Below are 17,101 nucleotides of genomic sequence, written 5' to 3'. Positions count from 1 at the left end.
CGCGCCTGCTGTCAAAGCGCCCGCAGCCGCTCGATCGCCGCATCCAGGGTGGCATCGTTCTTGGCAAAGCACAGCCGCACCAGGCGCTGCCCGGCGGGCGGTGTTTCATAGAACGGCGACAGCGGAATGGCGGTAACGCCCTTCTCGATGGTCAGCCAGCGCACGAACTCATGGTCCGGCAGGTCGCTGATGGCCGAGTAGTCCACCAACTGGAAGTACCCGCCCGGCACCGGCAGCGGCTTCAAGCGCGTGGTCAGCAGCTGTTCGCGGAAGCGATCACGCTTGGATTGGTAGAACGCGCCCAGCTCCAGATGGTGCTCGGGCTCGTCGCGGATCATTGCGGCAAACCCGTACTGCGCCGGGCTGTAGGTGGTGAAGGTGTTGTACTGGTGCACCTTGCGGAATTCGGCGGTCATTGCCGGCGGTGCGATCGCGTAGCCGATCTTCCAGCCGGTGCAGTGATAGGTCTTGCCAAAGCTCGAAATCACGAAGGCGCGCTCACGCAGCTCCGGGTAACGCAAGGCCGACTCGTGCCGCGCACCGTCGTAGATGATGTGCTCGTACACCTCATCGGAAATCAGATAGATGTCGGTGCCACGCAACACATCGGCCAGGGCCTGCATGTCATCGGCAGTCAACATGGCCCCGGACGGGTTGTGCGGCGTGTTGACCATCAACATGCGCGTCTTCGGGGTGATCGCCGCGCGCACGCGGTCCCAGTCCACCGCGAAGGTCTGAGGGTCCAACGGCACATGCACGGCGCGCGCGCCGGCCAGATCAATGGCTGGCTCATAGCAGTCATAGGCCGGGTCCAGCACGATGACTTCCTCACCGGCGCGCACCACCGCATGGATGGCATTGAAGATCGCCTCGGTGCCGCCGGAGGTGACGGTGATCTCGGTGTCCGGATCAACCTGCGCGCCATAGCAATCCAGCGCCTTCTGCGCGATGGCCTGGCGCAACGGCGCCACGCCGGTCATCGGCGCGTATTGATTCAAACCATCGCGCATCGCCTTGGCGGTTTCATCGATCAAGCGTTGCGGGGCGGAAAAATCCGGGAAGCCCTGGCCAAGATTGACCGCGCCGTGCTCGGCGGCCAGCTGCGACATCACGGTGAAAATGGTGGTGCCCACCTTGGGCAACTTGGTCTGCGGATGCATGGGTACGTACACACCGGGGGAGAAAACCCCGAGTGTACGCAAAGCCGGCGCTACCGGCCTGCCTCCGCGTATCCGTACAGCGCGGGACAGCGCCGGCCCGGCGCTATACTGCGCGCCCCGATGCGCTGCCCAGCCTGCGCCACCTGCCATGGACGGAAGCGCCCGATCCGATGATTGAAACTGCAAACATCCCGCCGCTGCTCAACGCCCGCGGCCTGCGCTTCAGCCGCAATGACGATCCGGTATTCGGGCCGCTGGACCTGCACGTGGATGCCGGCGAAGCGTTGCTGGTGCAAGGAAGCAATGGCGCCGGCAAGACCACCTTGCTGCGCGTGCTGGCCGGTCTGCTGCGCCCGGACGAAGGCCAGATCGAAATCGACGCGCGCCCGGCCAGCAGTACCGACCGTTCGCGCTATATCGCTTACCTGAGCCATCTCACCGCACTCAAGCAGGACCTGGGCACACTGGAGAACCTGCACTTCCTGTGTGGACTGCAAGGTCGGCGGGCACGGCAGATGCCGGGCAACGCCCTCGCCATCGTCGGCCTGGCCGGTTATGAAGACACCTTGGTGCGGCAATTGTCCGCCGGCCAGAAGAAGCGTCTGTCGCTTGCCCGCATCTGGCTGTCGCCGGCACCGATCTGGCTGCTTGACGAACCCTATGCCAACCTCGACCTGGAAGGTATCAACCTGGTCAACCGAATGATCTCGGCGCACCTGCGCAGTGGCGGCGGCGCCTTGGTGACCACCCATGGCGCCTACGCCGCACCGCCGGTCCGCACCCGCACCCTGACCCTGCGCAGTGCGGCCGACCAGGAGGATGCCGCATGAGCCTGCCCGGTCCTCAACCCACGCTGCTCTCGGCCGCACGCGCACTGCTGGCACGTGACCTGAAACTGCTGTGGCGCCGCCGTGGCGATGCCGCACAGCCGATCCTGTTCGCCGTGCTGGTCGTGGCCTTGTTCGCGCTGGCGCTGGGCGGCGCCCCCAAGCTGCTGCAGAGCGTGGCCTCGGCGGTGCTGTGGCTGGCCATCCTGCTGGCCGGCCTGTTGTCGCTGGACACCTTGTTCCGCAGTGATGCCGAGGACGGCTCGCTGGAGCAATGGCTGTTGTCACCGGTGCCCTTGGCCTGGCTGGTGGCGGTGCGGGTGTTCTCGCATTGGTTGACCACTGCCTTCCCGCTGGTGCTGGTCAGCCCCCTGCTGGCCGAGCTGATGCACCTGCCCCGTGAACAGCTGCCGGTGCTGGTCACCGCACTGGCGCTGGGCACGCCCCTGCTGAGCCTGCTCGGCGCGGTGGTTGCGGCCTTGACCGTGGGCATGCGCCGGGCCGGCATCCTGCTGGCGCTGCTGGTCCTGCCGCTGTATGTGCCAGTGCTGGTATTCGGCGCCGGCGCGGTGGCGGCAGCGGCGCAGGGCTTCGATGCCAGCGGCCCGCTGCTGATACTTGCGGCTGGATTATTGGTCAGCGCGGTGCTGGCGCCACTGACCGCAGCGGCGGCAATCCGCATCGCCAACTCCTGAAGATCAAAACAGCGCTATTCTTGACGTTGACTTCACAAAACAAACCAAGCCCATGGCTGAGCGGTCCCCCACTGAAGTCCCGAGCGTAGCCAAGCCCACCTTGCCGCCCCGTCCGGTGGTGGAACTGCAGCGGCGTGGTGAGTTGCGGGTGGAGAAATTCCTGGCCGCCGCTACCGAAGTCTTCAACGAAAAGGGCTACCAGGCCGCGCGTCTGTCCGACATCGTCAAACGCGCAGGCGGCTCGATGGCCACGCTGTACCGCGCCTTCGGCGACAAGGAAGGCCTGATCCATGCCCTGATGGAACAGAGCATCAATGATTTCGGGCGCAGCCTGGATACCTTGCTGCAATCACCCCTGCCGCCCACCGAGGCCCTGGAAGAAGCCGGCAGCCAGATGGCCGAGGAAATCCTCTCGCCTACGCGCCTGGCCTGCCACCGGGTGGTCATCTCCGAAGGCATGAACCAGCCCGCCCTGCGCGACTGGTTCCAGGCACACGGCGTGGCGCCGATGGAAATCCTGCTCAGCCACTACTTCGCGCGTGAAACCGCAGCCGGCCGCATGTACATCGAAGACCCCGACCAGGCCGCGCATTTTTTCTACATGGTGGTCATCGGCGGCTTGATTCTGCGCTCGGTCAATGGCCGCATGGACAGCAGTGATCTGCCCCGCGCGCAGCAACAGGCGCGCGCCGCGGTACGCCTGTTCATGGCCGGCGCCCTGCCGCGGAACTGAACCGCAGCTTGCTGCAGCGCAGCTTGAACTGTACCCGGGCTCCTCACAGAATCGCGACGTAATCGTCATTACGTTCTGATTGCCCAGTTGTCTCCCACCCATCGGCAGGGACAACCCAAAGGAGGGGATCGTGCGGTTCTATCTCGCATTACTGGCGTTGCTTGCAACCGCGATCCTGATATCCGCCGCATGGCTGGCCCCGGTGAAAGCCGATGCCAGTGGGCAGGCGGTCAAACTCCCCGAAACCCATTTCGCTTCCACCCAATCCGGGCACGGCTTCAACGCCCCGCCCGGCTTTGCCGATGCCGTTCCCGCGCGCAACAAGGCCCACCCGCAGGCCAAGGCGGTCGGCCAGCAGGTCTGCACGGCCTGCCACAGCAAGGAAAACGACAACTTCGCACATACCGCGCACGCCGCCGGCATGCAGGTTGCGTTGGCGGCCAATCCCAATACCGCCACCTGCGAGGCCTGCCACGGGCCCGGCTCCGTGCATGCCGCCAACCCGACCCAGAAGGGCTCGATCATTGCCTATACCCACGATGGTGGCACGCCGGTGGCAAACCAGACCGAGAGCTGCCTGGGTTGCCATTCCGGCGGCCCACGCGATGCCTGGCTGGGCTCGGTGCACCAACGCAATGATCTGTCGTGCAGCGACTGTCACAACCCGATGGTCAAGTTTTCCGCTGAAGGCCTGACCGCCAAACAGTCGGTCAGCGAAACCTGCGCCACCTGCCACAAGGACATCCGCCAGCAGTTCAATCGGCGCTCGCACATGCCGCTGCCGGAGGGCGCGATCAGCTGCGTGGATTGCCACAACCCGCATGGCACGCTCAACCCCATCCTGCTCAAGACCGATACGGTCAACGAGACCTGCTACCAGTGCCACGCCGAGAAACGCGGCCCGTTCCTGTTTGAACACGCACCGGTGCGCGAGAGCTGCCTGAACTGCCACCAGGTGCATGGCTCCAACCAGCACGCGCTGCTGGTGGCGCCAATCCCGATGCTGTGCCAGCAATGCCATTCGCATACCCGCCACCCCAACGACCTGCAGACCGAGACCTCGCTCGGCAACGGACTGACCGCTGATGAACGCCTGATGGGACGCGGCTGCATCACCTGCCACGCCCAGGTACACGGCTCCAACCATCCTTCCGGCCCACGTCTGCACAAGTAAAGGGAGAACGACATGTGCACACGGAATCGTTCAAGGAACTGCCGCTGCTCATTGTTGTCCCTGGCTTTGATTGCCGGCCTGGCACAAGCCCAGGACAGCGGCGCCGGCATTGACCTGCAGTTCGGCAACTGGCTGGACGCCAGCGGCCGCATCGCTTGGGACGGCTGTGATCCGGACGGTGAAAGCTGGTTGAGCGCGGAGAACAAGCGGACCCCCACCGGCTTCCTGTACGGTTGCGCGCCGCAACTGGCCACGGCCAGGCCTTTCGGCGATAACGGCTGGGCCTGGTCGGGCAATGTCGCGCTTGGCTACCTGCACCTCAGTGGCGATGAGCGCAACACCAACTGGCGCCGCTTCCGCGACCCTGACGATGGCATCGTTCTGCAGGCCAACTTCAGCCTGGCGCGCGCTGAGGATGGGCGCTACGTCGATGTTCGCATGAGCCACCTTGACCGCGACAACCAGTACCTGCGCGCGGTGTTCGGGCAGGCGGGCCGCTACAAGGTGCAGGCCTTCGCGCGCAGTACGCCGAATGTGCTCAGTGGCAATGCGCGCTCGATCTGGGATGGCGTCGGCAGCGCACACCTGACACTGAAACCCGGCCTCGCTGCAGCCGGCAGCAGCGCCGCGCAGGTGGCAGCGATCTCGGCCGCGCAACCGCTCAGCAGCTTGCGCGTGGTGCGCGACAAGGTCGGGGTGAGCATCAACTACCTGCTCAACCCGCGCTGGACCGGCTATGCCAGCCTCAGCCACGAAGAGCGCAGCGGCGCGCGTCCCTTCGGCGGGCCGTTCTTCTTCAACTACCCCTTCCCGGCCAATGGCGGCGTTTATGAGATCCCGCGCCCGATCGATGACAGTACGCTCAACTTCATGGGCGGCGTCCGTTTTGTCGGCAATGTCTGGCGCAGCGATTTCAACTACACCGGCTCGTTCTTCCGCAACGCGCACAGTTCCTATGACTACCAGGTGCCCTACGGCCTGTACTCGGTGGCCGGGGCCTACACGCCACCGCTGACCCAGGGCTCGTTCGCTTACGAGCCGGAGAATGACTACCACCGCCTCGGCTTCACCTTCGGCCGCAGGCTTCCGTCCTGGAATGGCGATTTCTCGGTGAACCTGGCACTGACCACCATGCGCCAGAACGACAAGCTGTTGGCACCAATGGATTGCCAGGGACAGTTCGGGCAGGCGCTGGCACCGCCCTTCATCTACGACTGCGCCAACTGGAACACCACCGACGCACTGTCGCGCAAGCGCGCCGGCCTGGCCATCAACAACCAGAAGGTGGATGCGCGCCTGGTGCTGATGCCCAGTGACGATGTCACCTGGCGCAATACCGCGCGCTATCTGCGCGAGGACTACAGCGGCAGCTATTGGGCCTACAACCCGCTCACCGACCAGTATGGCTATATCGCCGAGAACGGCGCGCAGGGCAGCGTGGTGCCGGGCGAAATGGGGGTCTGGGATCGCGGCCCGAACGCCTCCGTGCTCACCCGCATCCGCAACCTGCCGCTGGACAAGGAAACTCGCGAGGTCTCGACCGGCGCCGACTTCCGCAGCAGCAACAAGAACACCTTGTCGGCCAGCTACACCTATACCGCGATCGAACGCGCCCACCGTGAGGTAGCCACCACCCACGACAACCTGCTCAAGCTGGGCTGGAACAACCGCGCGCTCGACTGGCTGACATTCCGCGCCAACTATTCCTACCTGGACCGCAGTGGCAGCAGGTATTACTACGACCCCTACGAGTTCACCTTCTCCAGTTCCCTGCCCGGCTTTGTCGAGCCCGCAGGTGGGCTGAGCCCGCATACGGTGTCCAACCTGCGCAAATACGACATCGCCTCGCGTACGCAGCAGAAGATGGACCTGATGGCCACCTTCATCCTGCCGCATGACATGACGATCTACGCCTCGGTGCGCGGTGACCGCAACCGCTATGACGCGCAGATTGGCCGGCAACGTTTTGACACCTATGCCGGCAGCGTGCAGTGGGAATGGCAGCCCAACCCCAACACCACTGCCAGCGCCTGGTATGGGTTGGACCGCTCCACCCTGGTGTTTGCCAACGTCAACGACGCCACCGGCTCGGACCCGGCGCTGGGCGGCCCGACCTATCCGGACGCCAATCGCTGGTGGATGGACGATGCCCAACGCAACCACTACGCCGGCTTGAACTTCACCCGCCGGCTGGGCCGCGCCACCCTGGACCTGGCCTGGAACTGGACCTATTCGCGCGGCAAGACCAGCTACCGGATGAACTCGCCCGACGCCCTGACCACGCCGGCCAATGCGGCACTGGCCACCGGCAGCTATCCGGTGATGGTGTACCGGGTCAACTCGGTGACTGCCGGCCTGTCCGTGCCGCTGAACAAGCGCATGCGCCTGCGCCTGTTTGATACCTATGAGCGCGGCAATCTGTCGGACTGGCATTACTTCGGCTTCGAGGACACCCTGGTCTATGACCATCGGGTCTATACCGATGGCGGGCCATCCAGCTACAACGTCAATCTGCTCGGCATGTTGTTCGAGGTGGCCTTATGAAGGCGCTCTGGTTGATCGCCGCGCTTGCGGCCACCCCACAAGCCGATCCACCGGCGAGCACCGATGCGGCCGCGGCCACGCCCGCCGCCGACAACGCTGCAGCGGCCACGCCACCACCGCCGGCACGCTACGACCTGCGCAGCGCACATGCCGCAAGTGGCGATGCCCAGGCCGGCAAGGGCAAGTCCGAGATCTGCGCGGCCTGCCATGGCGGCGACGGCATCGCCATCACCCCGGCCTTCCCGAATCTTGCCGGGCAGAAGGAGGCCTATCTGTACTGGGCGCTGCATGCCTACAAGAGCGGGCGCATGCCCGAGTCACCGATGACCGCGATGGCCGCGCCGCTGGAAGAACAGGACATCCGCGACCTGTCGGCCTACTACGCCAGCCTGCCGGTGCCGCCACCGGCCGCCGATGCACCGCCTGTCGAACTGGACCCGGCGCTGCTCAGCCAAGGCCAGGCGATCTACAGGAACGGTGATACCCGCAAGGGCATTCCGCCCTGCCAGGGCTGTCACGGCGTCGACGGCCGCGGCAACCCGCAGGCCGGTTTTGTCGACCGCAGCGGGCGCATGCCATATGCCGCCTACCCGGCACTGCGCGGGCAACAGAACGATTACCTGCAAACCCGTCTGCAGCAGTTCCACGACGATGCCATCGATGCCTCCAGCAACAGCCGGGTCATGCACGGCATCGGCCAGCGGCTGGACGCGGACAGCATCAAGGCGGTGTCCACCTGGCTTTCATCGCTCAAGCAATAACCACCCCACCCGCCACCGCGCGGTGTGTTCCCGCTGTCCTGTTCAAGAAGTCACCGATAAGGAGTCACCCATGAAGTCCCGTATTTTCCTTGCCCTGCTGCTGATCGGCGGCGCATCCGCCGCGCACGCTTCCGATACCTGCTCGGTCAGCCTGGAAGGCAACGATGCGATGAAGTTCAACGCCGTCAATATCGACGTACCCAAGAGCTGTGCGAACTTCACCATCAACCTGAAGCACGCCGGCAAGATGGCCAAGAACATCATGGGCCACAACGTGGTGGTGGCAAAAACCGCGGACATGGCCGGCATCGACAGCGACGGCATGAAGGCCGGGCTGGCTGCGGACTACATCAAGGCCGGCGACACCCGCGTCATCGCCCACAGCAAGGTGGTCGGCGGTGGCGAAACCACCTCCCTCTCGATCCCGGTCGCCCGCCTCACCGCCGCTGCCGCGCCACTGTCGTTCTTCTGCAGCTTCCCGGGCCACGCGACGATGATGAAGGGCACGGTGACCCTCAAGTAGGCCATCCCGCACCGCCGATATCCGGATTTGCGGTATCTTGCGCTAGTCTGAAAACAGCAACGGTGGTGCAGCCCGCACCGCCCAGCCGGCCAGGCCGCAGATCGCGGCCCGGCCATCGTCTTCCTCAGCGAGCGAGCGGATGTTCAAAGGTTTAGCAGGTTGGTTTCACAAGCTGGGCTCCCCGCCTTACTTCGATACCTTCGCCGCCCGTTGGTCCACCTGGTGTTACATCGCCGCCCTGCCCCTGTTCGGCTTCGGCCTGTGGCAGGCACTGGCGGTGGTGCCGGCCGACTACCAGCAAGGCGATAGCTTCCGCATCCTCTACATCCACGTGCCGTCGGCATGGATGAGCCTGTTCGTATTCGGGCTGATGGCCTTGTACAGCGCCATCGCGCTGATCTGGCGGATCAAGCTATGCGAAATACTGGCGATGGCCTGCGCGCCCATCGGCGCCGCATTCACCCTGATCACCCTGCTCACCGGCAGCATCTGGGGCAAACCCATGTGGGGCACCTGGTGGGACTGGGACCCGCGCCTGACCACCGAACTGATCCTGCTGTTCATGTACCTGGGCGTGATGGGCCTGTACGGCGCCATCGATGACCGCCGCGCCGCCGCGCGCGCGGCCGGCCTGTTGGCCATCGTCGGCGTGGTGATGTTGCCCATCATCCGTTACTCGGTGGTGTGGTGGAACTCGCTGCACCAGGGCCAGACCATCCGCGTGTTCGGCGAATCCAGCATGGACAGCAGCATGATCCTGCCGCTGTGGATCATGGTGCTGGCCACCAAGTTCTGGTTCGCCGGCTCGCTGCTCTCGCGTGCACGCGCCGACAACCTGCGCCGCGAGGTTGGCAAGGCCTGGCTGCGCGAACGGCTGGAGAAATCGGCATGAGCTATTTCAAATACGTGGCGCTGGCCTATGCGGTGTTCTTCATCGTGCTGGCCTGGGACTTCATCGTGCCGCGCCTGCAGATCCGTCAGCAGCTGCGCGAGGCCCGTGCGCGCATCCAGCGCGCCAGCCGTACCAGCAGCGCAGCGGTTGACGAGGAATTGAGCCGATGAGCCCGACTCAACGCCGCCGCCTGCTGTGGGTATTGCTGGTGGTGCTGGTGGCCGGCGCCGCCGTCGCCCTGGTCAGCACCGCCCTGCAACGCAATATCGCCTATCTGTACACCCCGGCCGAGGTCAAAGCCGGCAAGGTCGCGCCCGATGCCCGCTTCCGGCTCGGCGGCATGGTCGCCAAAGGCTCGTTCAAGCGCGAACCCGGCGCCCTGCTGGCGCGCTTCGAGGTCAGCGATGGCGATGCGGTGCTGCCGGTAACTTATGACCGCATCCTGCCGGATCTGTTCCGCGAAGGTCAGGCGGTGGTCGCCACCGGGCGCATGGCCAACGGCGTGTTCGTTGCCGAGGATGTGCTGGCCAAGCATGACGAGACCTACATGCCCAAGGAGCTGGCCGACAAGATGGGCGTGGCGCACGACAAGCACCAGGTCCCGGCCACCACCCCAACGACGGGAACGCCCTGAGTGCTTGGTGAAATCGGACAGGTACTACTGATACTCGCCCTGCTGGCAGCGTTGCTGCAAAGCGTCCTGCCACTGGTCGGTGCCCAACGCGGCATTCCGGCGCTCACCGCGATAGCACGACCGGCAGCGATGCTGCAGCTGACCATGGTGCTGGCCGCCTTCGTGGTGCTGACCATCGCCTTCGTGCGCCAGGATTTCTCGCTGCGCTACGTCGCCGACAATTCCAACTCGCTGCTGCCGATGATCTACCGCTATTCGGCGGTATGGGGCGCGCACGAAGGCTCGCTGCTGATGTGGTCGCTGGTGCTGGCGCTGTGGACTGCCGCCGTTGCCGCGTTCTCGCGGCAGCTGCCGTCGGAAGTGGTGGCACGGGTATTGGCGGTGATGGGCATGATCAGCGTTGGCTTCCTCGCCTTCCTGCTGTTCACCTCCAATCCGTTTGCACGCCTGCTGCCGGCAGCGTCTGAAGGCCACGACCTCAACCCGCTGCTGCAGGACCCGGGGCTGATCATCCATCCGCCCCTGCTGTACCTGGGCTACGTCGGCTTCGCGGTGCCGTTTGCCTTCGCCATTGCCGCATTGATCGACGGCCGCATCGACGTGCGTTGGCTGCGCTGGACGCGGCCTTGGACCAATGCGGCATGGGGCTTCTTGACCATCGGCATTGCCCTGGGCAGCTGGTGGGCCTACTACGAGCTGGGCTGGGGTGGCTGGTGGTTCTGGGACCCGGTGGAAAACGCCAGTTTCATGCCGTGGTTGGTGGGCGCAGCCCTGCTGCACTCCCAGGCGGCTACCGAAAAACGCGGCGTATTTGTCGGCTGGACCCTGCTGCTGGCCATTGCCGCGTTCGCGCTGTCGCTGCTGGGCACCTTCCTGGTGCGCTCGGGTGTGCTGACCAGCGTGCATTCGTTTGCGGCCGATCCTTCGCGCGGTCTGTTCATCCTGATTTTCCTGGGCATCGTCGTCGGCGGATCGCTGCTGCTGTATGCCCTGCGCGCGCCCGGCATCGGCGGCAACAGCGACGATCCACGTCGCGCCTTCGCCCTCAACTCGCGTGAAAGCCTGCTGCTGGCCAACAACCTGCTGCTCAGCTGCGCCTGCGCCATGGTACTGCTGGGCACCTTGTACCCGCTGCTGGCCGACGCGCTCGACCTGGGCAAGGTATCGGTAGGGCCGCCCTATTTCGGCACGCTGTTCCTGGTGTTGATGGCGCCGATGATCGTCTTGCTGCCGTTCGGCCCGCTCAGCCGTTGGCAGCGCGAGCAGGGCCTGCGCACGCTGGCGCTGCTTGCGCCCTGGGCCGGGCTCGCGCTGCTGCTGGGTATCATCGGCTGGTGGATGGCGCCGCAGGGCAAGTTCAAGACCGCGCTTGGCATCACCGGCGCTGCCTGGGTGGCCGGTGGCACCGGCTATTACCTGTGGGCGCGGCTGCGCAAGGGCGGCCGCCTCAATGCCGAGACCTGGGGCATGTTGATTGCCCACTTCGGCGTTGCCGTGTTCCTGGTTGGCGCGTTGCTGGTGGAAGCGCTGCATGTCCAGCACGAGGTCGCGCTGGCGCCGGGCAAGACCGTCGACGCAGGTGGCTATACGCTGCTGTTCGAGGGTGTGGACGCAACCGACGGGCCCAATTACCACTCCGACCGTGGCCACCTGCAGGTGCTGCGCGGCGACACTTTGATCACCCGCCTGCACCCGGAAAAACGCATGTACGCCAGTGGTGGCCAGCCGATGACCGAAGCCGGCATCCACCCCGCCCTGGGTGGCGATATCTACGTCGCGCTGGGAGAATCACTGGGCGACGGCTCCTGGGCCGTGCGCGTACAGATCAAACCTTTTGTCCGCTGGATCTGGCTGGGCGCGGCGCTGATGGCGCTGGGCGGTTTCATCACCGCCGTCGACCGCCGTTTCCGTCGGCTGCCTGAGAAATCGAAATGAATAGTCCCTCACCCAAAACCTCCCATCGGCTGCCGCCCGTCGCCATCGCCCTTGGCGTGCTGTTCTTCGTCGGCTTGATGGGTCTGATGCTGTATGGCGTCAGCCGCTCCGGCAAACCGGACCGCGACAGCCTGCCCTCGGCCCTGCTCAACAAGCCAGCGCCGGCGTTCTCATTGCCGGTGCTGCATGATCCCAGCGTGCACGTCACCGACAAACAACTGCGCGGCGCGCCCTATTTGCTCAACGTCTGGGGCAGCTGGTGCCCGACCTGCCGCGATGAACATCCCATCCTGACCCGCTTTGCCGAAACCAAGCGGGTGCGCGTGATCGGCTACAACTGGAAGGATGAGCCCAGCGAAGCGCTGCGCTGGCTTGAGCAGCTGGGCAACCCGTACATGGTGGTGCTGGCCGACGAGGATGGCCGCACCGCGCTGGACTGGGGCATCGCCGCCGCACCGGAAACCTTCCTGGTCGATGGCAGCGGCATCGTGCGCTGGAAGTACAGCGGCGCCATCACCCAACAGGTCATGGACGAGCAGCTGATCCCGGCACTGGAAAAAGTGGAAGCCGCTGCCGGCGGTGCGCACGGCGCACCGGATTTCGGGGCCACCCGATGAAAGCCTGGGCTGGCGTATTGCTGTGGCTGTGCCTGGCGTTCACCGCCAGCGCCCAACCAGCCGGCGACCCCAGCCCGCTGCAGTACCGTGACCGCGCCGAGGAAGTGCGTTTCCACGCACTCACCGCGGAACTGCGTTGCGTGCAATGCCAGAACCAATCGCTGGCCGACTCCAATGCGCAGATCGCCCACGACCTGCGCCGCGAAGTGCTCAAGCTGATGCACGAAGGCCGCAGTGACGCGCAGATCAAGCAGTTCTTGGTCGAGCGCTACGGCGAGTTCGTGTTGTACCGGCCACAGCTGGAAGCCGGCACCGCCCTGCTCTGGTTCGGCCCGGGCCTGCTGTTGCTGGCCGGCGCGGTGCTGCTGGTCGTGCATGTGCGCCGCCGTGGCCGCGCGGTGCCTGTTGCCCCCCATGACGACGCCAGTCAGGAAGAACGCGAATGGTGAATGTTTGGTTCCTGATCGGCGCTGGCGTGTTGGCGGTAGCAGCAACCGGAATCACCTTGTGGCCGCTATGGCGTGCCGGTAAACGACGCATCTGGGGCAGCCTGGTTGCGTTGGCGCTGGTCGCCACGCTGGGCCTGTACCAGTGGCTGGGAACACCGGCGGCAATGCAGCCACAGTTCGAAACAGCCGCTGCACCGCAGACCATCGAAGAAGGCATTGCCCAGTTGCAGGAGGCGTTGCAGCAGAATCCCGAGCGCGTCGACGGTTGGGTGCTGCTGGCCCGCTCGCAGCTGGAAATCGGCAAGGTTGCCGATGCCGCCGCATCCTACCAACGCGCCGCGCAGCTGGCGCCGGACGAGCCAACGCTGCTGATCGAAGCCGCACAAACCCGCGCCCAAGCCGATCCCAAGCTCCTGTTCGACGCCACCGCACGGCAGTGGTTGGCCCATGCGCGGCAGATCGCGCCGGACAACGAACGTGCCATCTGGCTGACCGGCATCGTCCAACGCCAGCAAGGCCAGGACGAACAGGCCGCGCAGACCTGGGAAAGCCTGCTGTCACGGCTGGAGCCCGCTGCTGCCCGCGCACTGCAGGAACAGATCGATATCGCCCGCGGCAAGACCCCAGGCAACGCGTCCGGCAGTACGCCGGCAGCCACCGCCGCCAACAATTCCGGCATCCGCGTAACGGTGATGTTGGCGCCAGCATTGGCCGCGCGCGCCGCCTCCGGCAAGGAAACCGTGTTCGTCATCGCCCGCATCCCCGGCGGTCCGCCGATGCCGGTAGCGGTGGAACGCCATCCGGCGCAAAGCGAGCCGCTGACGGTCACCCTCGACGATGCCGACAGCCCGATGCCGACCCAGAAACTTTCAGCCCTGCAGGAAGTGGAAGTCTTCGCCCGCCTGTCTGCCAGCGGCAACGCCATGCGCGGCGAAGGCGATGTCGAGTCGGCACCGGTCAAGCTCAAGCTGCCTGCTGACAAGCCCTTGACCATCACGCTGGGCCAGTGAAGCCCTGCAGGCAGCATTGTGGGAGCGGCGTAAGCCGCGAAGCTGGCTTCGTAGGAGCGGCATAAGCCGCGAAGCTGTCCATGCCAAAGCGCACGGCACCCGTGCCACCTGACTGGCGCGCTTGCTTCGCGGCTAACGCCGCGCCCACAAAAGCTGGGCCTCGCCCTGCGCGAAATCGCCACAGCCCCGTAGCCCGGGCAAGTGCAGCGCACCCACGGAACTCGGCACAACATGCAACGCCCTGCAGCCAGCTTTGTAGGAGCGGCATAAACCGCGAAGCTGGCCATGCTGAAGCCCACGGCACCCGTGCCACCTGACTGGCGCACTTGCTTCGCGGTTGACGCCGCTCCCACAAAAGCTGGGCCTCGCCCTGCGCGATATCGCCACAGCCCCGTAGCCCGGGTAAGCGCAGCGCACCGGGGCAACTCGGCACAACAGGCAGCGCCCTGCAGGCAGCATTGTAGGAGCGGCGTAAGCCGCGAAGCTGGCCATGTTGAAGCCCACGGTACCAGTGCCGCCTGACTTGCACGCTTGCTTCGCGGCTTACGCCGCTCCCACAAAAGCTGGGCCTCGCCCTACGAGATATGGGCCACAGCATCGTCGCGAGGAAATACCCAGATAACCAGCGGTTATCATCCATGCGACGATGCGTCCGGCATCCCCGCTAAAATTGGCAGATGACTGAATTCATTCCCGAGGGTAGCCGTTTCCACGCGCTGTCGTCCCCGTTCCCGATGAAGCGCGGCGGCAGCCTGATCGGCGCCCGCGTCGCCTACGAAACCTGGGGCACGCGGGCAGCCGACGCCAGCAATGCCATCCTGATCGTCACCGGCCTGTCGCCGGATGCGCACGCCGCCAGCAATGCCGACAATCCCGCGCCCGGTTGGTGGGAGCCCATGCTCGGCCCGGGCAAACCAATCGATACCGAGCGCTGGTTCGTCATCTGCGTCAACTCGTTGGGCAGCTGCAAGGGCTCCACCGGGCCTGCCTCGCTCGACCCCGCCACCGGCAAAACCTATCGGCTGTCCTTCCCCGAGTTGTCCATCGAAGACGTGGCCAACGCCGCCGCCGAAGTCGTGCACGCTCTGGGCATCAAACAGCTGGCCTGCCTGATCGGCAACTCGATGGGCGGCATGACCGCGCTGGCTGTGCTGCTGCAGCACCCGGGCATCGCCCGTGCCCATATCAATATTTCCGGCAGCGCCCGCGCCCTGCCGTTCTCCATCGCCATCCGTTCCCTGCAGCGCGAAGCCATCCGCCTGGATCCGGCCTGGAACAACGGCGACTACGATGAACTGCACTACCCGGAATCGGGCATGCGCATGGCACGCAAGCTCGGTGTCATCACCTATCGCTCGGCGCTGGAATGGGATGGCCGCTTCGGCCGCGTACGGCTGGACTCGGACCAGGTCGACGAAGACCCCTTCGGCCTGGAGTTCCAGGTGGAAAGCTATCTGGAAGGACATGCACGACGCTTCGTGCGCCGCTTCGATCCCAACTGCTATCTCTACCTCGGCCGTTCCATGGACTGGTTCGACCTGGCCGAATACGCAAACGGCGATGTACTCGCGGGGTTGGCGAAAATCCGTGTTGAACGCGCACTCGCCATCGGCGCCAACACCGACATTCTGTTCCCGGTGGAACAGCAGCAGCAGATCGCCGACGGCCTGCGCGCAGGCAGTGCCGACACGCAGTTCATCGGCATGGATTCACCGCAGGGCCATGACGCCTTTCTGGTCGATTACGACCGCTTCGGCCCCGCTGTAGCGCAGTTTCTGCAGACACTACCGACAGCGGCGTAAACCCATCGCCGACAGCTGATACCGGCACCCGCCAATGGGCACCGGTATTGGCCACGCTGCACACTGGAACCTCCGCCAACCAGAGGCCAGCCATGATGCGTCTGCTCCTGTTTCTGCTGTGTTGCCTGGGCAACGTGCTAGGTCACGCATATGCCGCTCCGCCATCATTGATGCTGGCTGGAACATGGCAGGACGGGCCGGATGTATCGCTCTATCTGGTCAGTGAAAAACTCGATGGCGTACGCGCCCGCTGGGATGGGCAGACATTGTGGACGCGTGCCGGCCACCGGATTGCGGCACCTGTCTGGTTCACCCAAGGCTGGCCTGACCAGGCAATGGATGGCGAACTATGGATGGCACGCGGCCAGTTCGAGGCGACCAGCGCGCTGATCCGCAGCAGCCCTGGCGACGAGACGCAGTGGCGCAGGCTCCGCTTCATGGCCTTCGACCTGCCCCACGGCACCGGAGGTTTTGGTGACCGCCATGCGCAACTGGCGCGGATGATCGCCACACAAAGCAGTCCTCACCTGCTGGCCATCGAACAACAGCGTCTACCTGACAGCGAAAGCCTGCACCGACACCTGCGCGCGGTGGTCATGGCAGGCGCCGAAGGCCTGATGCTGCACCATCAGGACAACCCATACAGCAACGGTCGCAGCACCGGCCTGCTCAAACTCAAGCTGTACGATGACGCAGAAGCCCGGGTGGTCGGCTACGCCCCCGGCAAAGGCAAATACAGCGGCATGGTCGGCGCGCTGCTGATGCGCAGCGACAGCGGCGCACAGTTCCGCATCGGCAGCGGCCTGAGCGACGCACAACGCGCCGATCCCCCAGCCATCGGCAGTCAGGTCACCTATCGCTACAACGGCCTGACCATACACGGCATACCTCGCTTTCCACGCTTCCTGCGTGTGCGCGATGAACCTTGAGCGGCCCTTTGCCGGTCTGTTGAACCCAACCGCAGAGAACAGCAGCGGCATAGGCGAGCTGTTGTGGGAACCGTGGGAGCGGCGTTAACCGCGAAGCAACTGCACCATCAGATCCACAGATCCTCAAGCCTTCGGCACCATCAGCTTCGCGGCTCACGCCGCTCCCACAAACACCTGTCCGCTTACACGAGAACGGCTCGGATAGGACCTCCTGTGGATGATGCGACTCAACCGGCTTTCGTAGGAGCGGCGTAAGCCGCGAAGCAACTACACCATCAGATCCAGAGATGCCCAGCCCTTCACCAACCCCGACTTCGCGGCTCACGCCGCTCCCACAAGCATCTGCTGGCCAGCGGGTGACAGACGCACTGTTCTGACAGGCCCTGTCCCGGTGATTGATGCGACTCAACCCGGCT

General features: G+C 65.1%; 17 protein-coding genes. 16 read left to right on the top strand and 1 reads right to left on the bottom strand.

Features of this window, described 5'->3' with window-relative positions; genetic code table 11:
- Nucleotides 1-11: 11 nt before the first annotated feature.
- Nucleotides 12-1,160, bottom strand: coding sequence for a pyridoxal phosphate-dependent aminotransferase (locus ABE493_RS06175; RefSeq protein ID WP_346498068.1), 1,149 nt, complete (start codon nt 1,158-1,160; stop codon nt 12-14).
- Nucleotides 1,161-1,330: 170 nt separating this feature from the next.
- Here ABE493_RS06175 and ccmA point away from each other — a divergent pair, with 170 nt between their 5' ends.
- From ccmA to ABE493_RS06095, 16 genes are all read left to right on the top strand, one after another.
- Nucleotides 1,331-1,990: a heme ABC exporter ATP-binding protein CcmA gene (ccmA, locus tag ABE493_RS06170; protein WP_346498067.1), complete on the top strand. Its 660-nt coding sequence runs from the start codon at nt 1,331-1,333 to the stop codon at nt 1,988-1,990.
- Entirely contained in the window at nt 1,987-2,682 is a 696-nt protein-coding gene (gene ccmB, locus ABE493_RS06165; RefSeq protein ID WP_346498066.1) for a heme exporter protein CcmB, read from the top strand. Before ccmA ends, ccmB begins: the two co-directional genes overlap by 4 nt.
- Before the next feature lie 52 nt (nt 2,683-2,734).
- The gene (locus ABE493_RS06160; RefSeq protein WP_346498065.1) at nt 2,735-3,415 is read left to right on the top strand and encodes a TetR/AcrR family transcriptional regulator; all 681 of its coding nucleotides are present in this window, start codon (nt 2,735-2,737) and stop codon (nt 3,413-3,415) included.
- A 130-nt stretch (nt 3,416-3,545) separates the two neighbouring features.
- Entirely contained in the window at nt 3,546-4,589 is a 1,044-nt protein-coding gene (locus ABE493_RS06155; protein ID WP_346498064.1) for a DmsE family decaheme c-type cytochrome, read from the top strand.
- A 54-nt stretch (nt 4,590-4,643) separates the two neighbouring features.
- Complete coding sequence (locus ABE493_RS06150) at nt 4,644-7,133, top strand: MtrB/PioB family outer membrane beta-barrel protein (protein WP_346498063.1); 2,490 nt, start codon at nt 4,644-4,646, stop codon at nt 7,131-7,133.
- On the top strand, nt 7,130-7,894 hold the full coding sequence (locus tag ABE493_RS06145) for a c-type cytochrome (protein ID WP_346498062.1): 765 nt from the start codon (nt 7,130-7,132) through the stop codon (nt 7,892-7,894). Before ABE493_RS06150 ends, ABE493_RS06145 begins: the two co-directional genes overlap by 4 nt.
- A gap of 70 nt (nt 7,895-7,964) precedes the next feature.
- Nucleotides 7,965-8,417, top strand: coding sequence for an azurin (gene azu, locus ABE493_RS06140; protein WP_346498061.1), 453 nt, complete (start codon nt 7,965-7,967; stop codon nt 8,415-8,417).
- 139 nt (nt 8,418-8,556) lie between these two features.
- Nucleotides 8,557-9,309, top strand: a complete 753-nt coding sequence (ccmC, locus tag ABE493_RS06135) for a heme ABC transporter permease CcmC (protein WP_057626105.1) — start codon at nt 8,557-8,559, stop codon at nt 9,307-9,309.
- A complete protein-coding gene (gene ccmD / locus ABE493_RS06130; RefSeq protein WP_346498060.1) occupies nt 9,306-9,479 on the top strand; it encodes a heme exporter protein CcmD in 174 nt (57 codons plus the stop codon). The genes ccmC and ccmD overlap by 4 nt, the downstream gene beginning before the upstream one ends.
- Entirely contained in the window at nt 9,476-9,943 is a 468-nt protein-coding gene (ccmE, locus tag ABE493_RS06125; protein WP_346498059.1) for a cytochrome c maturation protein CcmE, read from the top strand. Before ccmD ends, ccmE begins: the two co-directional genes overlap by 4 nt.
- Complete coding sequence (locus ABE493_RS06120; RefSeq protein WP_346498058.1) at nt 9,944-11,878, top strand: heme lyase CcmF/NrfE family subunit; 1,935 nt, start codon at nt 9,944-9,946, stop codon at nt 11,876-11,878. It abuts the gene before it with no gap.
- A complete protein-coding gene (locus tag ABE493_RS06115; RefSeq protein ID WP_346498057.1) occupies nt 11,875-12,495 on the top strand; it encodes a DsbE family thiol:disulfide interchange protein in 621 nt (206 codons plus the stop codon). The genes ABE493_RS06120 and ABE493_RS06115 overlap by 4 nt, the downstream gene beginning before the upstream one ends.
- Entirely contained in the window at nt 12,492-12,944 is a 453-nt protein-coding gene (locus tag ABE493_RS06110; RefSeq protein WP_346498056.1) for a cytochrome c-type biogenesis protein, read from the top strand. Before ABE493_RS06115 ends, ABE493_RS06110 begins: the two co-directional genes overlap by 4 nt.
- Nucleotides 12,938-13,954, top strand: coding sequence for a tetratricopeptide repeat protein (locus ABE493_RS06105; protein ID WP_346498055.1), 1,017 nt, complete (start codon nt 12,938-12,940; stop codon nt 13,952-13,954). Before ABE493_RS06110 ends, ABE493_RS06105 begins: the two co-directional genes overlap by 7 nt.
- Before the next feature lie 677 nt (nt 13,955-14,631).
- Nucleotides 14,632-15,756 (top strand): homoserine O-acetyltransferase MetX, encoded by a 1,125-nt coding sequence (gene metX, locus ABE493_RS06100; RefSeq protein ID WP_346498054.1) that lies wholly within the window; start codon nt 14,632-14,634, stop codon nt 15,754-15,756.
- A gap of 92 nt (nt 15,757-15,848) precedes the next feature.
- Nucleotides 15,849-16,685, top strand: coding sequence for a DNA ligase (locus ABE493_RS06095; protein WP_346498053.1), 837 nt, complete (start codon nt 15,849-15,851; stop codon nt 16,683-16,685).
- The last annotated feature ends 416 nt before the right edge of the window (nt 16,686-17,101 follow it).

It is taken from the genome of Stenotrophomonas terrae, assembly GCF_039674165.1.
GTDB classification, from domain to species: Bacteria; Pseudomonadota; Gammaproteobacteria; order Xanthomonadales; family Xanthomonadaceae; genus Stenotrophomonas; species Stenotrophomonas terrae_A.
This window is presented reverse-complemented; position numbering and strand designations above follow the sequence as displayed.